Genomic DNA, 19188 nt, shown 5'->3' with positions numbered 1-19188 from the left:
CTCCGGAGGGGTGTGGGGGGCGGCGGAGCCGCACCACGGCGGCATCACGGGCAGGATGCCGCGGCGCTTGAGGCGCCGCGGCATCCTGATCTCATTGACCGATCGGGCCGATGTAGGCGATCTTGCCGTCCTGCACCTTGTAGCCGTAGACGGCAGGCGCCTGCAGCTCACCCGTGGAGTCCCACTTGTAGTGCTTGCTCAGGCCGTCCTTGTCGTACGACTTGACCCAGCTGAGGAGGTCGGCACGGGTCTGCTTGCCCGCGTCGATGCCGCTGAGGAGGACCGTCGCGGCGTCGTAGCCCTCGATGGAGTACGTTCCGGGGTCGGCGTTCGCCAGCGTCTTGTACTGCTTCTCGAAGTCGGTGAGGAGCTCACCCGGGATGCAGGGGCAGGTGAAGTACGCGTTCTTGGACGCGTCGCCGGCCAGCTTGATGAACTGGTCGTCCTTCACACCGTCGGGGCCGACGAAGACGCCGGTGTAGCCCTTGTTGACCAGCTGCTGGTCGAAGGGCGCACCCTCGGCGTAGTAGCCCGAGTAGTACACGGCGTCGGGCTTCGCGTTCAGGATCTTGGAGATCGTGGCCGAGAAGTCCTTCTGGCCGGTCGTCACCTTGTCGGTGCCGACGAGGGCGCTGCCCAGGGCGGCCGACGTGGTGCCGGCAAGGCCGATGCCGTAGTCCGAGTCGTCCTGCACGAGGTAGACCTTCTTGGCCTTCAGCGTGTCGGTCAGGAACTTGGCGGCCGCCGGGCCCTGCTGCGCGTCGTTTCCGAGGCCGCGGTAGAACGTCGTCCAGCCGTTCTTCGTCAGGCCCGGGTTGGTCGCGGACGGCGTGATGTGCACGAGTCCCTGCTGCTCGAAGATGTTGCCCGTGGCCTTCGACTCACCCGAGAACGGCAGGCCGACGACGCCGACGATGTCGGCCTCGTTGACCGCCTGCGTGACGGGACCGGTGGCCTTGTTCGGGTCGCCCTCCGTGTCGAACTTCTTGAACTGCACCTGGCAGTCGGGGTTCGCCTGGTTGTGCTGGTTCACCGCGAGCTGGATGCCGTCGAAGATGTTGATGCCGAGCTGGGCGTTGGGCCCGGTCTCCGCGCCGATGTAGGCGATCGTCGTGGTCGACGGGCACTTGCCCTTGCCGTCGCCCGCCGGGAGAACGGCGTCCTTCGGCGTCTCGACGGACGTGACCGCGGGAATGTTGACTTTGCCGCCGCCGGTGGAGGTGCTGCCCCCCGTGGTTCCGGACTGATTGGCGCAGCCGGCCAGCAGGACGAGTGCCGCCGCTGCGGTGGCCACCCCCGCAAGTGCCTTCTTACGAATCATGTGATTGCCTTCCGATTTCTTATCGCCAGCAAACGGGTTCACTCACCGGCGAGTTCAAGGTGGGGCGAGAGTATCGCGTAACCGCCGGGTACGCACGGTTTGAATCCCGATTGCGATCGATTCGATACTCGGTGTCACGTGCCTGGGAGTGCCCTGCCCCGCCCGCTACGCTGAGAAGGCACCCGACCCGAATTCGAGGAGAGCACTGTGCCTGAAGCCACCGCCAATATCGGGGTCGTCGGCCTCGCCGTGATGGGTTCGAATCTCGCCCGCAACCTCGCCAGCCGCGAGGGCAACACGGTCGCAGTGTTCAACCGCAGCCGCGCGAAGACCGACGAGCTGATCGCGGAGCACCCCGAGGCGGGCTTCGCCGCCGCGTTCTCGTACGAGGAGTTCGCCGCATCCCTGCAGACGCCGCGCACCGCGATCATCATGGTCAAGGCGGGCGCGGGCACGGACGCCGTCATCGACGAGCTCGTGCGCGTGTTCGAGCCGGGAGACATCATCGTCGACGGCGGCAACGCGCTGTTCACCGACACGATCCGTCGCGAGAAGGCGGTCCGCGAGACGGGCATCAACTTCGTCGGCATGGGCGTGTCCGGTGGCGAGGAGGGCGCGCTGCACGGCCCGTCGCTCATGCCCGGCGGCTCCGACGAGTCGTGGGTGACCCTTGGGCCGATCCTGCGCACGATCGCCGCGGTCGCCGAGGGCGAACCGTGCGTCACTCACATCGGCCACGACGGCGCCGGCCACTTCGTCAAGATGGTGCACAACGGCATCGAGTACGCCGACATGCAGCTGATCGCCGAGGCGTACGACCTCATCCGCCGCGGCACGGGCCGCTCGCCCGCCGAGATCGCCGACGTCTTCGCCGAGTGGAACGGCGGCGAGCTCGAGTCGTACCTCATCGAGATCACCGCCGAGGTGCTCCGCCAGGTGGATGCTGAGACCGGCAAGCCGCTCGTCGACGTCATCGTCGACCAGGCCGGCGCCAAGGGCACCGGCGCCTGGACGGTGCAGACCGCGCTCGACCTGGGGGTGGCGGTCTCCGGCATCGCGGAGGCCACCTTCGCCCGCTCCCTTTCGTCGCATCCGGAGCAGCGCGAGGTCTCGGGTTCCCTCCCCGGGCCCGCCGAGACGCTCACGGTCGACGACGCGGACGCGTTCATCGAGGACGTGCGGCTCGCCCTGTTCGCCTCGAAGATCGTGGCCTACTCGCAGGGGTTCGACGAGATCCGCGCCGGTGCCGCCCAGTACGGCTGGAACATCGACCTCGGCGCCGTGTCGAAGATCTGGCGTGCGGGGTGCATCATCCGCGCGCAGTTCCTCAACCGGATCGCCGATGCGTATGCGCAGACCCCGGACCTCGCCGTGCTGCTGACTGCGCCGTACTTCGTCGACGCGCTCGAGCGTGCCCAGGGGTCATGGCGCCGCATCGTCGCCACGGCGGCGGCGGCCGGCATCCCCTCCCCCGCCTTCTCGTCGTCGCTCGCCTACTACGACGGCCTCCGTGCCGAGCGGCTTCCCGCGGCCCTCATCCAGGGGCAGCGCGACTTCTTCGGCGCGCACACGTACAAGCGCGTCGACCGTCCGGGCACGTTCCACACGCTGTGGTCGGCTGACCGCACCGAGGTCGAGGCCGAAGACACGCACTGACGCACGCATTCGTGTGAGCGACATGCGGCTGCCGCGGACGGCAGCCGCACCGTCGCTCATGCCGGTGCGACGTTGTGGTTGTGGCGGAACAGGTTTTCGGGATCCCACTCTGCCTTCACACGGGCGAGCCGCGCAGCCGCGGCCGGAGAGTACATCCGCGTGACGATGTCGGGCGAGGTCGAGTCGGTGAAGTTCCCGTAGACGCCGGCTCCTCGCGCCTCCAGCGCCCCCCACGCCTCTGCGGCCGCGCCCTGGTCGACCCCCGGCACCGCGAAGGCGCCCGCCATCGTGAACCAGGTGGCGTTGCGGGCCGGAAAGGGCGTGGCATCCTGCTCGACGTCCCCGTAGGCGCCGCCGAGCGACCGCAGGAAGACGACCGACGGCGGGAATTCCGCGCGGAATGCGGCGAGCGCATCGATGAGATCGTCGTCGAGCCGAGGTGCGAGGGTGTTCCCGCCGACGAAGCCGGGCATCGGGTGCTCGGGGTCGTACGCGGGCATCTCGAGCAGCATGTCGGGGTAGCGCACGACGGCGCAGGAGGTCTCGGTCACGCTGTCCAGAGCAAGCACCGGGGCGAGCGCCTTGCGCACCGCGTCGGGGTCGTCACCGATCCAGCAGGCCACGATCCGGGCACCCGCGGGCGCACTCGGATCCATCGCCGGGACGTCCATGTAGGTCACCGTGAGCTCGCGGGGCGCGTCATCCATCGCCTCCCGGAGGGCGCGCAGCAGCGCCCGCGCGTCACCCGCCGCGGACAGCTGCGCGAACACCACCGCCGGCAGCGGGTGCGCGACGAAGTCGAGGCGGGTGACCACGCCGAAGTTGCCACCACCGCCGCGCAGGGCCCACATAAGCTCGGGGTGCGTGGTGTCGTCCACCTCGACGAGGTCGCCCGCGGCGGTCACGACCTGCGCGCTGACCAGCTGGTCGGCGGCGAGGCCCCACGCGCGGACCATCCATCCGATCCCTCCCCCGAGGGTCAGCCCGCCCACGCCGACGGAGGCGGTGTCGCCCGAGCTGAGGGCGAGTCCGTGCCCTTCGAGAGTCTCGGCGACATCGCCCCACAGGGCGCCGCCGCCGATGCGCACGAGTGCCCCGTCGACCTCGACGCCGGCCAGGTCGGACAGGTCGACCACGAGGGCGCCCGGGAGGCGCCCCCACGCGCTGTGCCCCCCGCCGCGCACGGCGACGGGCAGGTCGTGCTGGACGGCGTATCGGACGGCCGCCCGGACGTCCGCGACGGAGGCCGCGCGTATGACCGCCGCCGGCTCGCCGATGCCGGAGTGGAAGAGCCGGGCGTCGTCCCACCCCGGATCGGAGGACGTGATGACGGCGCCTCCCACGGACTCCCGCAGCTGATCGGTACTCATGTCGCGAATCTAGCCGGGGGCCCCGACATGGCTTCAGACCACATCTGGAGGAGCACAGCCTGCACTATGGAGCCAGCATGAGCTCCCTTTCACAGCAACGCCATAGCATCCGCCATGGAATGTCCCCTGAGACAAGAGCACAATCAGAGCCATGACGACCCTTGCCAGCTCCACCACCTTGCGTCGCGCGGACGGCAGCGCGCCGCGCATCCTCGTCGTCGACGACGAGCAGATGCTCACCGATCTGCTGTCCATGGCGCTGCGCATGGAGGGCTGGGACGTCAAGTCGGCCGGATCGGGTTTCCAGGCCCTGCAGGTCGCGCGCGACTTCGAGCCCGACGCCATGGTGCTCGACATCATGATGCCCGACCTCGACGGCATGTCCGTCCTGCAGCGCCTGCGTCACTCGGGCAATGACGTTCCCGTCCTCTTCCTGACCGCGAAGGATTCCGTGGGCGACCGCGTCGCCGGCCTGACCGCGGGGGGCGACGACTATGTGACGAAGCCGTTCTCGCTCGAAGAGGTCGTCGCGCGCCTGCGCGCATTGATGCGCCGCGCCGGCACGGCCCGCGCGAGCGAGTCCGAGCCCATCCTGCGCGTGGGAGACCTGTCGCTCAACGAGGACAGCCACGAGGTGATCCGGGGCGACGACGAGGTCGAGCTGACGGCGACCGAGTTCGAGCTGCTGCGCTTCCTCATGCGCAACCAGCGCCGGGTCGTCTCGAAGGCGCAGATCCTCGACCGCGTCTGGAACTACGACTTCGGCGGCCGCTCGAGCGTGGTCGAGCTGTACATCTCCTATCTGCGCAAGAAGATCGACCAGGGCCGGGAGCCGCTCATCCACACGGTGCGCGGCGTCGGCTACATGATCAAAGCGCCGCAGTGACCGCCCTCGAGATCCGAGAGACCACCGCAACGACGACCGACGAGCCCACCGAGACCGAGGCCGTGGCGCGGCCGTCGAGGTGGCGACGCGCACGCGGGCCGTGGACGCTGCAGACGCGGCTCATGGTCACGATCACGGGATTCGTCACCCTCATCCTCGTCGTGGTCGCGATCGCCACGAGCGCCATCCTCGGCGGTGTGCTGCAGACGAACCTCGACAACAAGGTCCGCGAGGCAACGAGTATCGCGGCGCAGCAGCTCGTGGGCCTTTCGCAGTCAACGGGTCCCTTCCGCTCCGTCACCGCGAACGATGTCGTCAGCCAGGGGTCCTACCCTCCCGGATTCCTGCTGCTCGTGCACTCCGGCTCGGGAACCGAGGACGCCGCGTACGTCGACGGCGACCACCTCGTCGCACTGACCCTCGCACAGCGGCACGCGCTGACCGATTCCCTGGACCACCCGGGGATCACGACCGTCTCGATCCCCGGCCTCGGCGCCTACCGCGTCGACCCGGAGATCGTCGGCCGGTACATCATCGTGGGCGGGCTGCCCATGTCGGAGCTCAACGCGACGATCACACAGATCCTCGTGACCGTGGCCCTGGTCACCGCGGGCGGGCTGCTGCTTCTCGGATCGGCGATCGCGCTGGTCATCCGGGTGGGCCTGCGGCCGCTGCGCGCCGTGGCCGACACCGCGACACGCGTCGCAGCCCTGCCGATGTCGCAGGGCGCTGTTTCGATCGCGGAGCGCGTGCCACCCGCTGAATCGGACGACCGCACCGAGATCGGCCGCGTGGGCGCGGCGCTCAACACCCTGCTCGACCACGTCGACTCCTCACTCGCAGCCCGGCAGCGCAACGAGGACCGGATGCGCCGCTTCGTCGCCGATGCGAGCCACGAGCTGCGCACGCCCCTCGCCTCGATCCGCGGCTACTCCGAGCTGTCGCTGCGCGCCCTGAAGCACTCCCCCGCCCCGGCGGCGGCCGAGACGACCGAGGCCTCCTTGGAGCGCATCCAGGCGCAGTCGCTGCGCATGACCACGCTCGTCGAGGACCTCCTGCTCCTCGCCCGGCTCGACGAGGGCCAAGAGCTCGTCTACGGCCAGGTCGACCTCACGCACCTCGTCATCGAAGCGGTGGGCGATGTGGGCCCGGCGGGACCGGAGCACGAGTGGGCGCTCGACCTCGACGACGAGCCGATCTCGATCGCCGGAGACGCCGGCCGGCTGCAGCAGGTCATCGTCAACCTGCTCGGCAACGCCGGCACGCACACGCCCGAGGGCACCCACATCGTGGTCGGCCTGCACCGCGACGGCGACGAGGTCGTGCTCAGCGTGCACGACGACGGGCCGGGCATCGACCCGGCGATCGCCGACGAGCTCTTCGAGCGCTTCTCGCGGGCCGACCGCTCTCGGGCGCGCAAGACCGGTGGCACCGGGCTCGGCCTCTCGATCGCGCGCGCCATCGTCGAGGCGCACCACGGGTCGATCTCCGCGGAGAGCGTTCCCGGGGACACGACGTTCACGGTGCGGCTCCCGGTCACGCAGCCGTGAGCCGAGGCCTCAGTAGCCGCTGAAGGCGTCGGTCGTCAGCGACTTGGCGTGGTCGATCGCGGGCGCGAGATCGGCGATCAGCGCGGCCGGGCCGGAGACGAACACATGGCGCTCCCGCAGATCGGGAACGTGCGCATGCAACGCGGCGGCGTCGATGCGCGTGCCGCCCGCCCACACCCAGTGCGCAGGCAGGTCAGCGGGCTCGTCGCGCGTGAAGACCACCACAGGGATGCCGGCATCCTCGATCTCACGCCGATACGCGAGCTCCGACGCCTGCGACGCCACGTAGACGAGGACGATGTCGCGGTGGGAGCCGATGCTCTTCAGGTGACGCAGCTGCGACACGAAGGGCGTCACGCCGATACCGGCGGCCACGAGCAGGATGCGGCTTTCGGGATTGCGGGGCAGCAGGAAGTCGCCCCACACACCGGTGACCGCCAGCGAGTCGCCCACGGCCCGCGCGGCCAGGGCCTGCTTGAAGCTCGACTGGGGGCCGGAGCCCTCGCGGAACGCGATGCGCAGGGTGGGAAGGTCCTCGGGTGCCGAGACGATGGAGAACTCGCGTCGTGTGCCACGGGCGTCCGGTCGGGCGTGCGGCACCTCGAGCTCGAGGTACTGACCGGGCACGAACGACAACCGCCGCTTGGTGCGGAACGTCAGCTCCTGCGTCGTCGGCGTGGGAGCCGCTCGGCCCTCGAGGACGAGCCGGACGGCCGAGCGCACCGAGAACGCGAAGGCGATCGCGTTGCCGATGAGGAGAGCGCGCTCCTGGCCGAGGGAGATCACGCCGAGGTCGATGGGCCACCCCGCCAGGACCCCGACGACGGCGGCGACCGTGAGGGCCTGCCAGCGTCGCGGGGGCTGGGTCAGCGGCTCGGAGACCATGAACGCGCCGAGGAACAGGAACGGCGACGCCCACAGCTGCTGGGCGATCACATCGCCGATCGAGAGGGCGAAGCCGCCCTGCTGCGTCTGGATGACGGTGCGCACGACGGCCACGACCACCGCGATCACCCAGAACACGGCGGCGACGCGCACCTTCTCGGCACGGACGAGCACGACGAGGCCCAGCAGCAGCACGACGGGCCCGAGCGCCGGCGTGCCCACCCACCACGACGGGCCGCCGAGCGCGTAGACGCCGCTGATGCCGACGATGACGGCGACGACGGCCGCGCCGACGGCGGCGGGGTTGAAGATGTGCCGCCCGCGGTAGGCGAGGACGTACTTGGATCCGGATGCCGCGACCCCGGCGACCACGAGGCCGACGATGCCGAGCGGATCGATCGTGGGCCGCAGGACGAAGAGCAGGATGCCGGCCGTGATGAGAGAGGACTCGAGGCGCCAGGGCAGACGGAGAAGCGCCTGGGCGCCCGCATCCACCGCCGCGCACACGACCGCGAGGACGGCGGCTGTCACGAGCAGCTCGAGGGGACTCGGCGCCACCAGACCGGCGAACGAGAGTCCGAAGGCGATCACGGCGAGCAGCACCAGCGCCAGGAAGGCCGTGCGGTACATCGACACGCGGCCCAGCAGTGCGAACAGACGACTCCAGGCGGACGTGAGAGCTGACATCACATGAACAACTCTGCCCTACCGCCCGGGGACCACTCGACGCGGCCGTCCGTGGTCATGCGCACCCAATCGACGCCCCAGCGCGCCGCGAGCTCGGGGCCGCCGTCGAAGAACAGCGCCGTGGCGGCGGCATCCGCGTGCATCGCCGTGCCCGCGATGGCCCACGTCGCCGCGATCGTCCGCACCGGCAGTCCGCTGCGGGCGTCGATGACGTGGTGCAGGCCGTCGCCCCACGTGCGCCGGCCGGTGGCCGAGGCGCAGAGCGCCGCATCCCTCACCTCGACCACGCCGATGGCGCGATCAGGATCGAACGGGTGCTCGAGCGCGATGCGCACGGGAGCGCCGCGCATCGCGATGTCGCCGCCCGCGTCGACCACGACGTCGCCCTCGGTCCACTGGGCGACGATGTCGAGCACGATGTCGACCAGCCGCCCCTTGCCGAGCGCGCCCACGTCGATCATCGCGGGCTCGGTGAGCACCATGCGCTCGCTCGTCCAGGCGAGCCGCTCACGCCAGTCGCGTGGCGCCGGCAGCGGGCCCATCGAGCGGAACGCGTAGTCGGCGTCGTACCCGAGGTGCTCGAGGGATGACCCGACCAGCGGATTGACCGCGCCGCCGGTCGCCTCGGCGGCCTCGGCGAACAGGGCGAACATGTCGGCCGCGTCCGGCGGCGCGGGCACCACGCCCGCGCCGCGCGCGAGCGAGGAGACGAGGGAATCCGGCCGGAAGCGCGACCAGTCCCGATCGAACTCGGCGATGGCGTGCTCGACGGCCATGCGCGCCGCGGGGCCGAGCTCGGCATCCGTCTCGATCTCCCAGTGCGTGCCGATGGCCTCGAACCGCCAGACGACGCGGGTGGTCGCTGCGGGGGCGGCAGGCATCAGCTCGCCGCTTCCGACGTGATCCGGGTCAGGGCCTGATTGAAGCCGTTGCTCGTGAGCGAGGAGCCCGCGACACGGCTCACCGACAGCTGGTCGATGGCCTTGCCGACGACGGCGTCGGCGATGCCGCCGATGAACTGCGACTGGTACTCCCGCGTCTCGGGGCGCTGCGGGTCGCCGGTCACCTGGACGTCGGTGACGACATCGTTCTTCAGCGTGATCGTGACGTTGATCGTCTCGGTCGACTCGGGCGTCTGGTACGAGCCGGTCGCGGAGTAGGTGCCGTCCTTGTAGCCGGCAGCACCGGATGCTCCGGTCGCCGTGCCGGCGGAGCATCCGGCGAGGGCGACGATCCCGGCGACGCCGGTGAGGGCGGAGCCGATGCGGAGCGGTCGTGGGAGGGCGGAGGGACGGAGCATGACGTTCCTTTCAGCGGCCGGCGACGTGTGACCACGCTAGGCACACGGTCGAGGCGTCCGCTGAGTTCAGCCGATGCGCACCCTATGAGGGATCCGGCTCAGGCGGCGCCGTCGAACATGCTCGTGACCGAGCCGTCCTCGAAGACTTCGTGGATGGCGCGGGCCAGCAGCGGCGCGATGGGGAGGACCGTGAGCCCCGGGAAGCGCTTCTCGGGCGGCAGAGGGATCGTGTCGGTGACCACGACCTCGTCGATCGACGCATCCTGCAGCCGCTCGGTCGCGGGAGCGCTGAAGACGGCGTGCGTCGCCGCGACGATGACGCGCTCCGCACCATTCGCCTTCAGCGCCTGGGCGGCCTTGACGATCGTGCCGCCCGTGTCGATCATGTCGTCGACGAGGAGGCACACACGTCCGGCGACGGCGCCGACGATCTCGTTGACGGTCACCTTGTTGGCGACATTCGGATCGCGCCGTTTGTGGATGATCGCGAGCGGAGCGCCCAGGCTGTCCGACCACTGGTCGGCCACGCGCACGCGGCCGGTGTCGGGCGAGACGACGGTGAGCTTGAGGCGGTCCGCCGCCGAGAGCGTGTTCTGGAAGTACTCGAGCAGCACGGGCTTCGCGAAGAGGTGGTCCACGGGGCCGTTGAAGAAGCCCTGGATCTGCGCGGCGTGCAGATCCACGCTCATGATGCGGTCGGCGCCGGCCGTCTTGAACAGATCCGCGACCAGGCGGGCGCTGATCGGCTCACGGCCGCGGCCCTTCTTGTCCTGCCGGGAGTACGGGAAGTACGGCGCCACGACGGTGATGCGCTTGGCCGACGCGCGCTTGGCGGCGTCGAGCATGATGAGCGTCTCCATGATCCACTCGTTGACCGGCGGCCCGAAGCTCTGGATGAGGAAGAGGTCGCAGCCGCGGATCGACACCTCGAAGCGCGTGAGGATCTCCCCCGACGCGAAGGTGCGGTACTCGGTGGGCACGAGCTCCGTCGTCAGGTGCTCGGCGACCTGCGCCGCGAGCTCCGGGTGGGAGCTGCCCCGCGCGACGACGAGACGCTTCTTCGTCTTCGCCACGAGGCCGGGGGCGATGTCATTCGCCCGATCGAGCTCAACGGTCTTCGTCTTGCGCGCCATCGTCCGCCTTCTGTGCGCCGCGGGCCCGGGCCGCGACGTCCGCCGCACCGGTACCCGTTCTGTTCTTCTCGACCCAACCCTCGATGTTGCGCTGAGGGGCGACGCTGATCGCGAGGGCACCAGGCGGCACGTCCTTGCGGATCACCGCGCCCGCCCCCGTCTTCGCGCCGTCTCCGATCCTAACGGGGGCGACGAAGACCGTGTGCGACCCGGAGTGGACCTCGTCGCCGATCTCCGTGCGGTGCTTGTTCACGTCGTCGTAGTTCGCGGTGATCGCACCGGCGCCGAGGTTCACGTGCCGCCCGATCGTCGCATCCCCGACGTAGGAGAGGTGGGGCACCTTGCTGCCCTCGCCGATGACCGCGTTCTTCGTCTCGACAAAGGTGCCGATCTTGCCGTTCTCCCCCAGCACCGTCCCCGGGCGCAGGTACGACCAGGGCCCGACGTTCGCACCGGCGCCGATCACGGCGAGGGTCGCGTCGGAGCGGCGCACCGTCGCGTTCTCGCCGACCTCGCAGTCGACGAGACTCGTGTCCGGCCCGATGACGGCGCCGGTCGCGATCGTCGTCGCGCGCAGGATCTGGCTGTTCGGCAGGATCGTGACATCCGGTGCCAGAGTCGCCGTCACATCGATCCACGTCGTCGCGGGGTCCTGCACCGACACCCCGGCGAGCTGCCACGAACGGACGGTGCGCGCGTTGAGCGCGCTCGCCGCTTCGGACAGCTGCACGCGGTCGTTGACGCCGAGCGCCGTGGCCGCGTCGTCGGCGACACTCGCTGCGACGGGCAGGGATGCCGACCGCAGCAGCCCGACGACATCGGTGAGGTACTTCTCCCCCTGTGCGTTGGCGGTGCCGACTGCGCCGAGGTGCGTGCGCAGATGCTCGGCGCGGAAGACGTAGACGCCGGCGTTGATCTCGCACACCGCCGCCTCGTCGGCGGAGGCATCCTTCTGCTCGACGATGCGGGAGACCGAGCCGTCGGACTCGCGGATGACGCGCCCGTACCCTGTGGGATCGTCGACGACCGCGCTCAGGAGCGTGACGGCCGCGCCGCTGGTCCGATGGGTGCGCACGAGCTCGGCGAGGGTCTCGGCCTCGAGCAGCGGCACGTCGCCGCTGAGCACGAGGACATCGCCGCCGAAACCGTCTCCGTCGGCTGCGTCGAGGCGAGCGAGCGCCACCTCGACCGCGCGGCCGGTCCCCGGCACATCGTCCTGATCGACGATCACTGCGGTGGGCTCGGCATCCATCACAGCCGCCGCCACCAGGTCGCGCTCGTGGCGCACGACCACCGCGATCGAATCGGGATCCAGCAGCCGCGCCGTCGTGAGGACGTGCCCGACGAGAGTCCGCCCGCCGATCGAGTGCACGACCTTCGGGGTGGCGGACTTCATGCGCGTGCCCTGGCCTGCGGCGAGGACCACGACCGCCAGTTGTGTGCTGCTCATGCTCCGCCGCCAGGATTCGAACCTGGGCCTCACAGCTCCAAAGGCTGTCGTGCTGCCGTTACACCACGGCGGACCGGTCCGTCGGACCGCCCTCCAGTCTGCCAGGCCGCGAGGCCGCTGCTGTCCAGGGCTCTCCCTCCGCCCGCAATAATGGACGGGTGGCGCAGGAATCCGACGAGGTCGATCGCATCGTCGGCGCATGGCTGCGTCAGCGGCCCGACCTCGACTTCTCGCCGCTCGAGGTGCTCTCCCGTGTCGACCGGCTGTCCCGCCATCTCGACCGCGCCCGCCGCGAGGCGTTCCGGCGCAGCGACCTGGAGCCGTGGGAGTGGGACGTGCTGTCCGCCCTTCGCCGCGCGGGCGAGCCCTATCAGCTCAGCCCGAAGCAGCTGCTGCAGCAGACACTCGTCTCCAGCGGCACCATGACGAACCGCATCGACCGCCTCGTCGGTCGCCGGCTCGTCCGCCGGGAGGCCGACCCCGACGACGGGCGCAGCATCCTGGTCACCCTCACCGCGGACGGGCGGACGCGGGTGGATGCCGCGATCACGCGGCTCGTGGATGCCGAGGCGGTTCTGCTCGAGAGCCTCTCGCGCTCCGATCGTGAGCGTCTCGCCGGCCTCCTGCGCAAGCTCAGCCTCGGCTTCGACGCCTGACCTGTTCGGAGCCGCTCCCGTGCGGCAGAGTGATGTCACGGCATGTGGACGTCATCCGATCGAAGGAGGCCGCCATGGGTGCGCACCCGCTGGATTCCCTGACCGGTGAGGAGTTCTCGCGAACGGCCGCGATCCTCACCCGCGAGCACGGCATCGATTCGGGGTGGCGCTACGCCTCGATCATGCTCCAGGAGCCGCCCAAGACCGCGGTGAAGGCCTGGCGAGAGGGCGACCCGATCGTCCGTCGCGCGCTGGCTGTGCTGTGGAACAAGCAGTCGAACGCGGTCTATGAGGCCGTCGTCGACCTCACGGGCGACGCGCTCATCTCCTGGACGCATGTCCCCGGTGTGACACCCAATTTCACCCTCGACGAGTATCACGACGTCGACCACGCGATGAAGGTGCACGCGGACGTGAAGGAGGCGCTCGCGCGCCGCGGCATCCACGACATGGATGCGGTCCTCTTCGACGTGTGGACGTACGGCGGCGCGGTCATGCCCGAGCAGTGGCGCGACCGGCGCCTGGGCTGGGTGGACATCTGGATGCGCGGCGTGCCCGGCGGAAACCCGTACGCGCACCCCCTCAGCGGCCTCAAGATCATCCTCGACATGAACACCCTCGAGGTGCTCGAGATCGAGGACCACCACGACTTCGGCTTTCCCGACGTCGACGGCGAGTACGTGCCGGCGCTGCGCGGCATCGAGCCGCGGACCGACCTCGCGCCGCTCGAGGTCGTCCAGCCGGAGGGAGTCTCGTTCGAGATCGACGGCAGCCGCGTCCGGTGGCAGGACTGGGAGTTCCGGATCGGCTTCAACTACCGCGAGGGCCCGGTGATCTACCAGGTGTCGTTCGACGACGCGGGGACGCGGCGGGATGTCGCGTACCGGCTGTCGTTCGCCGAGATGATCGTGCCCTATCGCGACTCGAGCTTCGACCACTACCGGCGCACGGCTTACGACATCGGCGAGTGGGGCTTCGGGTACATGTGCACCTCGCTGGAGCTCGGCTGCGACTGCCTCGGCGAGATCCGGTACCTCGACGCCGTGCTGCCCGACACGGCGGGCCAGCCGTGGACGATCAGGAACGCCGTGTGCCTGCACGAGGAGGACAACGCCGTCCTGTGGAAGCACGTCGACCCCGACACCGGCACCGAGGTGCGCCGGCAGCGGCGGTTCGTGGTCTCCGCGCATGCGACGGTCGCCAACTACGAGTACCTCGTCTACTGGCGCTTCTACCAGGACGGCAACATCGAGTGCGAGGTGCGCGCCACCGGCATCATGGTGTCCACGCCGATGGAGCAGGACGACGACAGCAGCCTCACCGGCACGACGATCGACCGCCGGACGTACGCGCCGTTCCACCAGCACTTCCTCATCGCGCGCCTCGACCTCGACATCGACGGCGATCGCAACACGGTCGTCGAGTCGGACTCGGTGCCCGCGCCCATCAGCTCGTCGAACCCGCTGGGGCTCGATCTGCAGACGGTGGGGACGATCGTGGAGTCCGAGGCCGACGCCGGCCGCACCTACTCCTGGGAGCGCCAGCGCACGTGGAAGGTCACCAACCCCGGCAAGCTCAACGCGTGGGGCTCCCCCGTCGCGTACAAGCTCGTGCCCTCGGCATCCATCCCGGCGTTGTTCGACGCGTCGTCGCCGATCCTCACGCGCAACCCCGTGATCGGCAACACGCTGTGGGTGACCCGCTACCACGACACCGAGATGTGGCCGGCGGGCGACTACCCCACCCAGTCCGTCGATGACAGCCACAACGGAATGAGCGCGTGGATCGCCGACGACGAAGGTCTCGCCGATGAGGACGTCGTGCTCTGGTACGTGTTCGGCATCCACCACATCACTCGCGTCGAGGACTGGCCGATCATGCCGGCGGACACCATCTCGTTCTGGCTCAAGCCGTTCGGTTTCTTCGACCGGAACCCGTCAGTGGATGCGCCGCTCCCCGGCGACCACTGCGAGCCGGCGACGCCCGAGACGCACGAAGGGCACGACCACCACCACGCGTGACGGACCGCGTCAGCCGAGCTGTTCGCCGAGCTCGAGCCAGCGGTCCTCGAGTTCGAGGAGTTCGGTCTCGAGCGCGCCGATCGCCGCCATCTTCGCGCCGAGGCCGGCGTAGTCGGACTGGTCGTGCTCGGCGAGAGCCGTGCGATCGCCGTCGATCTGCTGCTGCACGCGGGCCATGCGCCGCTCCAGGGCGGCGAGCTCCTTCTCGGCCGCGCGGCGCCCGGCTCCCTGCAGGCCGGCGGATGCCGGTGCCGCCGCGGTCCGCGTGGCGGCCGACGGCTCGCTCAACGTCCGGCTGCGCAGGCGGAGGTATTCGTCGATTCCACCGGGCAGATGCCGCAGGCGCCCGTCGAGGATGGCGTACTGCTGGTCGGTGACGCGCTCGATGAAGTAGCGGTCGTGCGACACCACGAGGAGCGTCCCCGACCACGAGTCCAGGAGATCCTCGAGCGCGGCCAACATGTCGGTGTCGAGGTCGTTCGTCGGCTCGTCGAGGATCAGCACGTTGGGCTGGTCGAGCAGGACGAGCAGCAGCTGCAGCCGCCGCTGCTGGCCGCCGGACAGGTCCTTCACGGGCGTCGAGAGCTGGGCGCTCGAGAAGCCGAGGCGCTCGAGCAGCTGGCCCGGCGTGAGTTCCTGCGCCCTGGATCCGGCCCCGACCGTGTAGCTGGTCCGCAGGCGCTCGATGACGACCCGCACGGGATCGTCCATGTGGTCGTCGAGCTCGGAGAGCCTCTGGGTCAGCGTGGCGACGTGCACGGTCTTGCCGCGCTTCACGCGACCGCCGGTCGGCTCCACAGAGCCGTCGACGAGCCCGAGGAGCGTCGACTTGCCGGCGCCGTTCACGCCGAGGATGCCGGTGCGCTCGCCGGGCGCGATGCGCCACTCGACGCGGTGCAGCACCTCGCGGTCGTCGTACGCCACCGAGGCGTCGAGGAGGTCCACGACGTCCTTGCCGAGCCGCGAGACCGCCAGCGACTGCAGCGCCACCTTGTCGCGGATCTCGGGCACGTCCTCGATCAGGGCGTTGGCGGCGTCGATGCGGAACTTCGGCTTGCTCGTGCGCGCCGGCGCCCCGCGGCGCAGCCAGGCGAGCTCCTTGCGGGCGAGGTTCTGGCGCCGCGCCTCGCTGGCCGCCGCCATCCGGTCGCGCTCGACTCGCTGCAGGATGTACGCCGCGTACCCGCCCTCGAAGGGCTCGACGATGCGGTCGTGCACCTCCCACGTCGCGTTGCACACCTCGTCGAGGAACCACCGGTCGTGCGTGACGACGAGGAGCGCGCCGGCGTTCGGCGCCCAGCGCCGCTTGAGGTGCTCGGCGAGCCAGGCGATGGCCTCGACGTCGAGGTGGTTGGTGGGCTCGTCGAGGAACAGCAGGTCCCAATCCCCCGCGAGCAGTGCGGCGAGGGCGACACGGCGCCGCTGCCCTCCGGAGAGAGAGCCGAGACGAGCCTCCCAGTCCAGATCGACCACGAGTCCCGCGATGACGTCGCGCACCCGCGCGTCGCCGGCCCACTCGTGCTCGGCGAGGTCGCCGACGATCGTCGCGCCGACGGTGGCGTCGTCGTCCAGCGTGTCCGCCTGGTCCAGCACGCCGACATGGATGCCGCCCCGCATGGTCACCCGGCCGGCATCGGGGCTGCGCAGGCCCGCCAGCATCCCGAGCAGGCTCGACTTGCCGTCGCCGTTGCGCCCGACGATGCCGATGCGGTCGCCCTCCTCGACGCCGAGCGTCACGGAATCGAAGACCACACGGGTCGGGTACTCGAGGTGCAGGGCCTCGGCCCCGAGAAGATGCGCCATGTCCTTACCAGGGTAGGCGACGCATCCACCGTCCGACGCCGGTCAGTCGACGACCTTCACTTCCTTCCAGAAGGCGACGTACCCGCTGAAGTCGCGGCCGACCTTGTCGATCGCCGACGGGTAGGGCTCGGGATATGACCACGCGCGGTTGAGGAGGTCGTGCGCGCCCACGCGCACGGAGTAGTACTGGCACTCGCCCTTCCACGCGCACGTGTACGGGGTCGGGCTGTCGACGAGCACGCCGTCCTTCACCGCCGACGGCGGGAAGTACCAGTTGCCCTCGATCGAGATCAGGTCGTCCTTCGGCGCATCCGCGATCACGGCGCCGTCCAGCACTGCCTTCATGACTCTCCCTTCAGAAGGTTCACTTGCGCGAACAGCCCGGCTGCCGGATCTGTTCCTCAATGCACGCGCGCGCCCGGCACCGGTCCGTGCACGTGCAGCGCCTCGTGACCCTCCGTGCTCAGCACGACCTGCAGATCGATCGCGGACTCCTCGTCCTCCGCGAGGAACGCGAGCGTCGGGCCGGAGCCCGACACGATGCCGGCGAGTGCGCCCATGCGCTCGCCGCGCTCGAGGATCGCACCGAGGGCGGGCCGCATCCGGAGGGCCGCGACCTGCAGGTCGGTGCGCATCGTCGCGGCGAGGGCCGTCGGGTCGCCCGCCCGCAACGCCTGCAGCACACCCGGATCGACCGTCGGCCGGCGCGGCACGGGGGCGATGTCCGCCGCGTGCAGCTCCCGGTGGCGGTCGAGCTCGCGATAGACCTCGGGGGTGGACAGGCCCTCCCCGCTGGTCACGATCACCCAGTCGAAGCGACCGCGCGCGAGGGCGGGACTGAGCTGGTCGCCGCGGCCGGTGCCGACCGCCGTGCCGCCGAGGAGGGCGAACGGGACGTCGGCGCCGAGCCGTGCCCCGAGCGCCTGCAGGTCGGCGGAGGTCAGCCCCGTGCCCCACAGCGCGTCGCACGCGACGAGGGCTGCCGCCGCATCCGCCGATCCCCCGCCCATGCCGCCCGCCACCGGGACGCCCTTGCGGATCTCCAGGTGCACCCCGCCGGGGTAGCCGGTCTCCGCTGCGAGCAGGCGGGCGGCGCGCACGGCCAGGTTGCGGTCGTCGAGCGGAACGCCCGAGACATCCACACTGCCCGACACCGCGATCGTGAAGCGATCGGATGGCTCGGCCCACAGATCCTCGTGCGCCGACACGGCCTGGTAGGCGGAGGCGACCTCGTGATACCCGTCCTCGTCCAGGTCGCCGACCTCGAAGAACACGTTGATCTTGCCCGGGGCGCGCACGTGGACGCGGTCCGTCGACGCGGCCTCGCTCACGTCGCCCTCCGTTCCGCCGGCGCGCGGAGCGTCGTCACAGCGTCGACGAGACGGCCCACAGGTCCACGTCGTCCGCGTCGCCGAGGCCGCTCGAGAGCGTGTCGATGCGCTGCAGCTCCTCGGTCGTGAAAGCCGGGCCGTCGAGGGCGGCGAGGTTCTCGTCGAGCTGCTCGGTGCGCGAGGCGCCGATGAGCGCGGACGCCACGACCGGGCTGCGGAGCACCCACTGCAGGGCCATCTGCGCGAGGCTCTGCCCGCGCTCGGTCGCGATGACGTCCAGGCCGCGCACGATCGCGAGGCCCTTCTCCGACAGCGGCGAATCGGGCAGCGACCGGCGCTTCTGCGCTCGATCGGCGGGGCCGCCGGCGAGGTACTTGCCGGTCAGCAGCCCCTGCGCGAGCGGCGTGAACGCGATGGCGCCGAGACCCTCCTGTTCGAGGACGCCGGTGAGCCCGTCCTCGACCCAGCGGTTCAGGATCGAGTACGAGGGCTGGTGGATGACGAGCGGCGTGCCGAGCGATCGGGCGACGGCCACGGCCTCCACTGTGCGCTCCGCGCTGTACGAGGAGATGCCGACGTAGAGGGCCTTGCCCTGTCGCACCAGGGTGTCCAGGGCTCCGATCGTCTCGGCCACGGGCGTGACGGAGTCGAAGCGGTGGGAGTAGAAGATGTCGACGTAGTCGAGGCCCATCCGCCGGAGCGACTGCTCCGCACTCGCGAGGATGTACTTGCGCGACCCGTACTCGCCGTACGGGCCCGGCCACATGTCCCAGCCGGCCTTCGACGAGATGATCAGCTCGTCGCGATACGGGCGCAGGTCCTCGGCGAAGATGCGGCCGAAGTTCTTCTCCGCGGAGCCGTAGGGCGGCCCGTAGTTGTTGGCGAGATCGAAGTGCGTGATGCCGCGGTCGAAGGCGTGCCGCAGCAGGGCGCGCTGGTTGTCGAGCGGGAAGTTGTCGCCGAAGTTCCACCACAGCCCCAGCGAGATCGCGGGGAGGAAAAGGCCCGACGTGCCGACCTGGCGGAACGCGGCACTTGCGTACCTGTCATCGGCTGCGGTATATGGACGGTGTAGGTCGGGGATGTCGTGGTGGAACCGCTCGTCGCTCATCGCACCAGGTTATCGAGCGCGTGTGACC

The 19188-nt window shown here is 70.2% G+C and carries 16 protein-coding genes and 1 tRNA gene; 5 read left to right on the top strand and 12 right to left on the bottom strand.

Features of this window, described 5'->3' with window-relative positions; translation table 11 throughout:
- Nucleotides 1-91 precede the first annotated feature (91 nt).
- Nucleotides 92-1321 carry a branched-chain amino acid ABC transporter substrate-binding protein gene (locus AC0NZN_RS04985; RefSeq protein ID WP_474591159.1) on the bottom strand — a complete coding sequence of 410 codons (1230 nt, stop codon included), beginning with the start codon at nucleotides 1319-1321 and terminating at the stop codon, nucleotides 92-94.
- Nucleotides 1322-1528: 207 nt separating this feature from the next.
- Between AC0NZN_RS04985 and gndA the strand changes: the two genes are divergently transcribed.
- On the top strand, nucleotides 1529-2977 hold the full coding sequence (gene gndA, locus AC0NZN_RS04980; RefSeq protein ID WP_474591158.1) for an NADP-dependent phosphogluconate dehydrogenase: 1449 nt from the start codon (nucleotides 1529-1531) through the stop codon (nucleotides 2975-2977).
- Between the two features lie 56 nt (nucleotides 2978-3033).
- Here the strand turns inward: gndA and AC0NZN_RS04975 are convergent, their stop codons facing one another.
- A complete protein-coding gene (locus tag AC0NZN_RS04975; protein ID WP_474591157.1) occupies nucleotides 3034-4347 on the bottom strand; it encodes an FAD-binding oxidoreductase in 1314 nt (437 codons plus the stop codon).
- 151 nt (nucleotides 4348-4498) lie between these two features.
- On the opposite strand from AC0NZN_RS04975, the gene AC0NZN_RS04970 reads away from it, so the two are divergent.
- Nucleotides 4499-5233 (top strand): response regulator transcription factor, encoded by a 735-nt coding sequence (locus tag AC0NZN_RS04970; protein WP_474591156.1) that lies wholly within the window; start codon nucleotides 4499-4501, stop codon nucleotides 5231-5233.
- Nucleotides 5230-6783, top strand: coding sequence for a sensor histidine kinase (locus AC0NZN_RS04965; RefSeq protein ID WP_474591155.1), 1554 nt, complete (start codon nucleotides 5230-5232; stop codon nucleotides 6781-6783). The genes AC0NZN_RS04970 and AC0NZN_RS04965 overlap by 4 nt, the downstream gene beginning before the upstream one ends.
- Before the next feature lie 9 nt (nucleotides 6784-6792).
- On the opposite strand, the gene AC0NZN_RS04960 is transcribed toward AC0NZN_RS04965, so the two are convergent.
- The 6 genes from AC0NZN_RS04960 to AC0NZN_RS04935 form a co-directional block, all read right to left on the bottom strand.
- Nucleotides 6793-8355 carry a flavodoxin reductase gene (locus AC0NZN_RS04960; RefSeq protein WP_474591154.1) on the bottom strand — a complete coding sequence of 521 codons (1563 nt, stop codon included), beginning with the start codon at nucleotides 8353-8355 and terminating at the stop codon, nucleotides 6793-6795.
- Complete coding sequence (locus tag AC0NZN_RS04955; protein WP_474591153.1) at nucleotides 8355-9236, bottom strand: FAD:protein FMN transferase; 882 nt, start codon at nucleotides 9234-9236, stop codon at nucleotides 8355-8357. The genes AC0NZN_RS04960 and AC0NZN_RS04955 overlap by 1 nt, the downstream gene beginning before the upstream one ends.
- The gene (locus AC0NZN_RS04950; protein WP_474591152.1) at nucleotides 9236-9655 is read right to left on the bottom strand and encodes an FMN-binding protein; all 420 of its coding nucleotides are present in this window, start codon (nucleotides 9653-9655) and stop codon (nucleotides 9236-9238) included. Before AC0NZN_RS04950 ends, AC0NZN_RS04955 begins: the two co-directional genes overlap by 1 nt.
- A 98-nt stretch (nucleotides 9656-9753) precedes the next feature.
- On the bottom strand, nucleotides 9754-10788 hold the full coding sequence (locus AC0NZN_RS04945) for a ribose-phosphate diphosphokinase (RefSeq protein WP_474591151.1): 1035 nt from the start codon (nucleotides 10786-10788) through the stop codon (nucleotides 9754-9756).
- Nucleotides 10763-12238: a bifunctional UDP-N-acetylglucosamine diphosphorylase/glucosamine-1-phosphate N-acetyltransferase GlmU gene (gene glmU, locus AC0NZN_RS04940; protein ID WP_474591150.1), complete on the bottom strand. Its 1476-nt coding sequence runs from the start codon at nucleotides 12236-12238 to the stop codon at nucleotides 10763-10765. The genes AC0NZN_RS04945 and glmU overlap by 26 nt, the downstream gene beginning before the upstream one ends.
- A 1-nt stretch (nucleotide 12239) precedes the next feature.
- Nucleotides 12240-12311, bottom strand: a tRNA-Gln gene (locus tag AC0NZN_RS04935).
- An 85-nt stretch (nucleotides 12312-12396) separates the two neighbouring features.
- On the opposite strand from AC0NZN_RS04935, the gene AC0NZN_RS04930 reads away from it, so the two are divergent.
- Together AC0NZN_RS04930 and AC0NZN_RS04925 are read left to right on the top strand one after the other, a co-directional pair.
- Nucleotides 12397-12894, top strand: a complete 498-nt coding sequence (locus AC0NZN_RS04930; RefSeq protein ID WP_474591149.1) for a MarR family winged helix-turn-helix transcriptional regulator — start codon at nucleotides 12397-12399, stop codon at nucleotides 12892-12894.
- 32 nt (nucleotides 12895-12926) lie between these two features.
- Entirely contained in the window at nucleotides 12927-14915 is a 1989-nt protein-coding gene (locus AC0NZN_RS04925; RefSeq protein WP_474591148.1) for a primary-amine oxidase, read from the top strand.
- Between the two features lie 9 nt (nucleotides 14916-14924).
- Here the strand turns inward: AC0NZN_RS04925 and AC0NZN_RS04920 are convergent, their stop codons facing one another.
- Genes AC0NZN_RS04920 through AC0NZN_RS04905 form a run of 4 tightly spaced genes read right to left on the bottom strand, consistent with a single transcriptional unit; the run spans nucleotide 14925 to nucleotide 19160 of the window.
- The gene (locus AC0NZN_RS04920; RefSeq protein WP_474591147.1) at nucleotides 14925-16718 is read right to left on the bottom strand and encodes an ABC-F family ATP-binding cassette domain-containing protein; all 1794 of its coding nucleotides are present in this window, start codon (nucleotides 16716-16718) and stop codon (nucleotides 14925-14927) included.
- Nucleotides 16719-16760: 42 nt separating this feature from the next.
- Complete coding sequence (locus AC0NZN_RS04915; protein WP_474591146.1) at nucleotides 16761-17063, bottom strand: DUF427 domain-containing protein; 303 nt, start codon at nucleotides 17061-17063, stop codon at nucleotides 16761-16763.
- A 56-nt stretch (nucleotides 17064-17119) separates the two neighbouring features.
- Nucleotides 17120-18049, bottom strand: coding sequence for a 4-(cytidine 5'-diphospho)-2-C-methyl-D-erythritol kinase (locus AC0NZN_RS04910; protein ID WP_474591145.1), 930 nt, complete (start codon nucleotides 18047-18049; stop codon nucleotides 17120-17122).
- Nucleotides 18050-18083: 34 nt separating this feature from the next.
- On the bottom strand, nucleotides 18084-19160 hold the full coding sequence (locus AC0NZN_RS04905) for an aldo/keto reductase (RefSeq protein WP_474591144.1): 1077 nt from the start codon (nucleotides 19158-19160) through the stop codon (nucleotides 18084-18086).
- Nucleotides 19161-19188 lie beyond the last annotated feature (28 nt).

Source organism: Microbacterium sp. sgz311019 (assembly GCF_056135325.1).
This window is presented reverse-complemented; position numbering and strand designations above follow the sequence as displayed.